This is a genomic window from Saccharomonospora saliphila YIM 90502 (assembly GCF_000383795.1).
In the GTDB taxonomy this organism is placed as follows: Bacteria; Actinomycetota; Actinomycetes; order Mycobacteriales; family Pseudonocardiaceae; genus Saccharomonospora; species Saccharomonospora saliphila.
Genome location: NZ_KB912629.1, coordinates 12,816 through 19,273, shown reverse-complemented (window position 1 = coordinate 19,273; position 6,458 = coordinate 12,816). Strand labels below are relative to the sequence as shown.

Annotated in this window: 3 protein-coding genes; 2 read left to right on the top strand and 1 reads right to left on the bottom strand. The window is 71.8% G+C overall.

What is annotated here, in order from left to right; translation table 11 throughout:
* Positions 1 to 428: 428 nt before the first annotated feature.
* Positions 429 to 1,145, top strand: a complete 717-nt coding sequence (locus tag SACSA_RS0104190) for a bifunctional DNA primase/polymerase (protein ID WP_019813782.1) — start codon at positions 429 to 431, stop codon at positions 1,143 to 1,145.
* On the opposite strand, the gene SACSA_RS0104185 is transcribed toward SACSA_RS0104190, so the two are convergent.
* Complete coding sequence (locus SACSA_RS0104185; protein WP_048876414.1) at positions 1,109 to 3,529, bottom strand: DEAD/DEAH box helicase; 2,421 nt, start codon at positions 3,527 to 3,529, stop codon at positions 1,109 to 1,111. The genes SACSA_RS0104190 and SACSA_RS0104185 overlap by 37 nt on opposite strands.
* A gap of 557 nt (positions 3,530 to 4,086) precedes the next feature.
* On the opposite strand from SACSA_RS0104185, the gene SACSA_RS0104180 reads away from it, so the two are divergent.
* Complete coding sequence (locus SACSA_RS0104180; protein WP_019813778.1) at positions 4,087 to 6,378, top strand: sodium-translocating pyrophosphatase; 2,292 nt, start codon at positions 4,087 to 4,089, stop codon at positions 6,376 to 6,378.
* The last annotated feature ends 80 nt before the right edge of the window (positions 6,379 to 6,458 follow it).

Here is a 6,458-nt window from a genome sequence, read left to right as displayed (position 1 = left end):
ACCGCGCGGGCTCGTGCCGGGCCGGTGGACGACCGCGCCGGCGCCGCACGGCACGCCGGGTGAGCCGTCCGGGGACGAGCAGCGGTCGATGGTGTGCGGTAAGCGGTCGAACACGGTGATCGGCGGCGGCGCACGGCCGTCCGGACCGTCTGATGTGCCTGGTCGGCGAGCGAGCGCGACCCACGGTCGCCGACGCTTCCGCACCGTCCGCGCGGCGCCGAGGGGCGGGCCGATCACGGGTGAATGGCGACGACCGGTCCCGTCAGTGGGCACCTCGGTTCGGCCCGGGTGTTGACCGACTGCTCACTCACCGTTCACCGCGCACCGGTTGTCGAGGAGGTGGTTCCGGTCACCTCGTCCGTGGCGTTGAGTGAAATGCGGCACCGCAACGAGGCGGTCGGATTTTCTACAGGAGGCGTGAGCGAGACATGGTGGACACCGAGTGGCCGGAAACCTGGCGTGCCGCGTTCCGGATCGAGCTGCGCGCGGAGGCCATCGGCCTGGCGTGGCGCGGCTGGCCGGTGCTGCCGGGGACCTACCCGGAGAGTGCGGACGGATCCGGCGCTGCCTGGACGGCGCCGGTGCCCGCGCACGCGGACTGGCGGGAACGGCTCAACGCGCATCCCCGGCAGGTCGCCGCGTGGTGGACCGGCAGGCCGCACAGCCTGCTCGTGGCCACGGGCACCATGGTGGACGCGGTGGAGGTCGGCGACGGGCTCGGCCGACGTGCGGCCACGCTACTGCGGGCATCCGGGCAGCCGGCCCCCATCGTCGCCATGCCGAACGGGCGCTGGTTGTTCCTCACCACCTCCGCCGGGGACCTTCCCGACGCTCTGGCCGAGCGTGACGACGTCGCCTGGCACGGCGAGGGCGGGTGGATCCCGTTGCCGCCGACTCCCTTCCGGGAAGGGGTCGTGCACTGGCGGGTCAAGCCCGAGATCTGGGGCTGGCGCCTGCCGAGGGCGGAGACCGTGCACGACGTGCTGGTGCGGGCCCTGGACGACGAATCCTGCCGCACCGCTCCGGAAAGCGTGGAGCGGCAGAGTGCGCACCCGGAGGTCACGGGTGCGGCGCGAGACGGACTGAACACCGCGACCGCCGGGCGGTCTCAGCGCGTGCTCACCGCGGAGTCGTCGGCCGCCTGATCGCCTGCGGCCTCGTCGTGCCGGGCGTCGTCGTGCCCGGCGTCGTCACGATCGCCGCCCGGTTCGGGCAGGGTGGCGAGCACGATGTCGAGTACGGCCACCGCTCCCGCCTTGTCCAGCGGGTCGTTGCCGTTGCCGCACTTCGGCGACTGAACGCAGGACGGGCAGCCCGTCGGGCACTCGCAGGCGAGCACGGCCTCCCGCGTCGCGGCAAGCCAGGGCCTGAGAGCGGAATACCCGCGGTCGGCGAATCCCGCCCCTCCGGGATAGCCGTCGTGCACGAACACCGTCGCCTCCCCGGTGTCCGTGTGCCTCGCGGTCGAGACTCCGCCGATGTCCCACCTGTCGCAGCTCGCGAACAGCGGTAGCAGGCCGATCGCCGCGTGCTCGGCGGCGTGCAGGGCGCCGGGGACGCGCGCCGGTTCGAGACCGGCGCCCCCCGGCTCCCCGCGCGCGGGCGGGCACAGCAGATCCTCGTCGACCGTGTACCACACGGCGCGGGTACGCAGGACCTGTTCGGGCAGGTCGAGCGGGACGTGGTCGAGCACCTCCCCGGAGGGCAGGCGGCGCAGGTAGCCCACCACCCGGGAGGTCACCGCGACCTCGCCGAGGTTGACCGTCACGCCCCCGTGGTCGGTGCTGTGCTCGGTGTTCAACACCGCGATGTCGATGACCTCGCGTGCCGAGGTGTTCCACTCCGGGTCCTGGGCGTGGACCAGCGCCACGCCCTGGTCGAGGTCCAGGTCGTCGACCACGTAGGACGATCCCCGGTGCAGGTACACCGCGCCCGGGTGCACGGTCGAGCAGGCGGAAGCGCCGTCGACCGTCCCGAGCAGGCGCGCGGTGTCCGCCTCGACCACCGCCACCTGGTCGCCGCCCGACCCGCGCAGGTCCACCGAGTGGTGCGGGCGTTCACGCTCGGTCCAGTACCAGCCGCTCGGCCTGCGCCGCAGCACCGAGTCCGTGACCAGCTCATCCAGCACCGTCCGTGCCGTGTCTCCGCCGAACGCCTCCAGCTCTCGCACGGTCAGTGGCCGTTCCGCCGCCGCGCACGCGAGGTGCGGCGCCAGCACGTAGGGGTTGGCCGGATCGAGCACGGCCGCCTCGACGGGCCGGTCGAGCAAGGCGGCCGGGTGGTGCACGAGGTAGGTGTCGAGCGGATCGTCGCGGGCGACGAACACGACGAGCGCGTCGTCACCCGCGCGTCCCGCCCGTCCCGACTGCTGCCAGAACGACGCCAGCGTGCCCGGATACCCCGCGAGCACCACCGCGTCGAGCCCGGAGATGTCCACCCCGAGTTCGAGTGCGTTGGTGGTGGCCACACCCAGCAGGCGGCCGGACAGCAGCGCCGACTCCAGTTCCCGGCGTTCCTCGGGGAGGTATCCGGCGCGGTAGGCGGCGACGAGCCCGCGCAGTTCCGGGTCGGTCTCGGACAGGATGCGCTCGGCGCCGAGCGCGGTGAGTTCGGCACCGCGCCGAGACCGCACGAACGCCAGCGTGCGCGCCTTCTCGATGACCAGCTCGGCCAGAATGCGTGCCGCTTCCGAACCTGCGGAGCGGCGCACCGGCGCGCCGTTCTCCCCGGTCAGCTCGTCGAGCAGCGGCGGTTCCCACAGCGCCACCGTGCGTGCGCCCCGAGGCGAGGCATCCTCGACGACCGCCGTGCACTCGGCGCCCACGAGGCGTTCCGCGAACGCCGCGGGGTCGGCCGTGGTGGCCGAGGCGAGCACGAAAACCGGGTCGGCACCGTAGTACCGCGCGATCCGGCGGAGCCTGCGCAGCAGCAGCGCGACGTGAGAACCGAACACGCCCCGGTAGCCGTGGCACTCGTCCACCACGACATGGGTCAACCCCCGGAAGAACCGGGCCCAGCGGCCGTGCGCGGGAAGAATTCCCTTGTGCAGCATGTCCGGGTTGGTGAACACCCACCGCGCGTGGTCGCGCACCCACCGGCGTTCGGCCTGCGGGGTGTCGCCGTCGTAGGACGCCGCGCGGACCCGCTGCGACGCGGCCCGCGCTTCCGGCTCCACAGCGGACACGGACCGCAACTGGTCGGCTCCCAGCGCCTTCGTGGGCGCGAGGTAGAGCGCCGTCGCCTTCGGTTCCGTGCTCAGTGTGGACAGCACCGGGAGCTGGTAGGCCAGCGACTTGCCCGACGCGGTGCCGGTCGCGACGACGACGTTGCGCCCGGACCAGGCCAGGGACGCGGCCTCGGCCTGGTGGCTCCACAACCGCCGCACGCCCTGACGGTGGAAGCCGTCCACGACGGCCTCCGGTGCCCACTCCGGCCAGTCGGCGTAACGCGGTTCCCGCGCGTCGAGGTCGGCGACGTGGGTGACGGGATGCCGGTCCTCGGGGATGCCGGCCGTGGTCCGTCCGAGCAGTCGCCGCGCCCGGGCCGAGCCCGTCCGCCCGGCCGTGGCATCGGCCGTGCCATCGGGCGTGGCGGGCTCGGTGACGGTCGCCCCGTCGCGGTGGGCTCCGGAGTCCTTCCGCCCTCCACCGTCCTGGCCGGGGGCGCCGGAACTCTCCCTGCCCGGCTCGGGACTGGCCACGACACACACCTCCGGAGTTCCTCTCGACGTCGCCGGGACCGTCCCCGCCGATGTCGGCACGGCCCGGTCCGCTCTCGACAATCCTGCACGCCGACGGACGTGGACGGCCCTCGCCGTCCACGGTCCTCGCTATGTCGACATGTCGGCCACGACACGGGGAATGGCTTCACACGTCCGGAGGTACGGCTATCGCCGCATCGCGTGAGTGATCGGATTCACAGAGTGTGTGAGCTGCGGTGACCTGGGTCGCCTTGCCCGTCGTCGGCCCATTACCAATAGACTCCGCCGAACCACACCATAAGTGGTGTAGCTCCCAATGTCGGCATCGGCACAGTGGTCCTTCTCCGCTGGCGGCGCCGACAACAGGCGACGTTTCAGGAGGACGAATGTCCCGGCACTTCCTCGCGGAGAGTTCAGCGGAACTCTCCGGGGGTGACTACGGCATCGTGGCCGTGGTCGCCGCGATCGCCCTTGCTGCGGTGGTCATCGGCGCTCTCCTCCTCAAGGAGGTCCTGGCCGCGGGTCAGGGCACCGGGAGGATGCAGGAGATCGCCAAGGCCGTGCAGGAAGGCGCGGCTGCCTATCTCAACCGGCAGCGCAACACCCTGGCCGTCTTCGGTGTGGTGGTGTTCCTGCTGTTGCTCGCACTTCCGGCCGAAGACTGGACCGAGCGCATAGGACGCTCGCTGTTCTTCCTGCTCGGTGCGTTCTTCTCGTTCTTCATCGGCTATCTCGGGATGTGGCTGGCGACGCGGGCCAACGTGCGGGTGGCCGCGGCGGCGCGGGAGAGCGGCGGCCGGGAGAAGGCGATGCGGATCGCCTTCCGCACCGGCGGTGTCGTCGGCATGTTCACGGTGGGCCTCGGCCTGTTCGGCGCCGCGGTCGTCGTTCTCGTCTACACGGGCCAGGCGCCGAAGGTTCTCGAGGGCTTCGGGTTCGGTGCCGCGCTCATCGCGATGTTCATGCGTGTCGGCGGCGGCATCTTCACCAAGGCCGCCGACGTCGGTGCCGACCTCGTCGGCAAGGTCGAGCAGAACATCCCCGAGGACGACCCGCGCAACGCCGCCACCATCGCGGACAACGTGGGTGACAACGTCGGTGACTGCGCGGGCATGGCGGCCGACCTGTTCGAGTCGTACGCGGTGACGCTCGTCGCCGCGCTCATCCTCGGCAGCGCGGCGTTCGGTGCCAGCGGGGAGGGCCTCGTCTTCCCGCTGATCATCCCCGCGATCGGCGTGATCACGGCCGTCATCGGCATCTACATCACACGGGCGCGCGCAGGCGAGGGCGGGCTGACGACCATCAACCGGTCCTTCTACATCTCCGCGGTGATCTCCGGGGTACTGTCGGCGATCGCGGCGTTCGTGTTCCTGCCGGACTCGTTCGCGGGCGCGGAGGGTAACCCGGCGGTCGTGGCGAGCGTCTCCGTGCTGATCGGGATCGTGCTCGCCGCGGTCATCCTCTGGCTCACCGGCTACTACACCGGCACCGAGAACAAGCCGGTCAAGGACGTCGGCAAGACCTCGGAGACCGGCCCGGCGACGGTGATCCTGTCGGGCATCGCGGTCGGGTTCGAGTCGGCCGTGTTCACCGCGCTGGTCGTCGGCGCGGCCGTGTTCGGGGCCTACCTGCTCGGTGGTGCGGTGGCGTTGTTCGCCGTCGCGCTCGCGGGCACCGGCCTGCTCACCACCGTCGGCGTCATCGTCGCGATGGACACCTTCGGCCCGGTGGCCGACAACGCCCAGGGCATCGCGGAGATGTCCGGCGACCTCACCGAGGGCGAGGGCGCCCAGATCCTCACCGAGCTGGACGCGGTCGGCAACACCACCAAGGCGATCACCAAGGGCATCGCGATCTCGACGGCCGTGCTGGCCGCGACCGCGCTGTTCGGTTCGTACTCGGCGGCCATCAACGAGGCGTTGGCCGACGCGGGTGCGTTCGTCGGGGACGCGGGCGATTCCTTCGTGACCAGCATCATCTCCCCGAACACCCTGGTCGGCGTCATCGTCGGCGCGGCCGTGGTCTTCCTGTTCTCCGGTCTGGCGATCAACGCCGTCTCGCGGGCGGCGGGCGCGGTCGTCTACGAGGTGCGCCGCCAGTTCCGGGACATCCCCGGGATCATGGAGGGCACCACGCGGCCGGAGTACGGCCGGGTCGTGGACATCGTCACCCGGGATTCGCTGCGGGAGCTCGCCACACCGGGCCTGCTCGCCGTGTTCGCCCCGATCGCGGTCGGGTTCGGACTGGGCACCGGTGCGCTCGCCGGCTACCTCGGCGGTGCGATCGCCACGGGGATGCTGATGGCGGTGTTCCTCGCCAACTCGGGTGGCGCCTGGGACAACTCGAAGAAGCTGGTCGAGGACGGCTACCACGGCGGCAAGAACTCCGAGGCCCACGCGGCCACGGTCATCGGAGACACGGTGGGTGACCCGTTCAAGGACACCGCCGGGCCGGCGATCAACCCGCTGCTGAAGGTGATGAACCTCGTCTCGCTGCTGATCGCCCCCGCCGTCGTGCAGTTCACCGTGGGCGACAACGCCTCGCTGGGCGTGCGGCTGGCCATCGCGGTGGTGGCGGTGGCGGTCATCGTCGTGGCGATCGTGGTCTCCAAGCGCCGCGCCTCGGTCATGACCGAGAACCCCGCCGACGCGGAGAGGAACACGACCCCGGCCTCCTGACCGGGGCCGGTGACCGGCGGCCGGGCACGGAAGGCTCGCCTCTCGTGCCCGGCCGCCCCGCGCCCGCCCGACTCTCGGGC

Coding starts and splice junctions, on each gene's coding strand:
- SACSA_RS0104190 (WP_019813782.1), top strand. CDS start 429: ATGGTGGACACCGAGTGGCCGGAAACCTGGCGTGCCGCGTTCCGGATC.
- SACSA_RS0104180 (WP_019813778.1), top strand. CDS start 4,087: ATGTCCCGGCACTTCCTCGCGGAGAGTTCAGCGGAACTCTCCGGGGGT.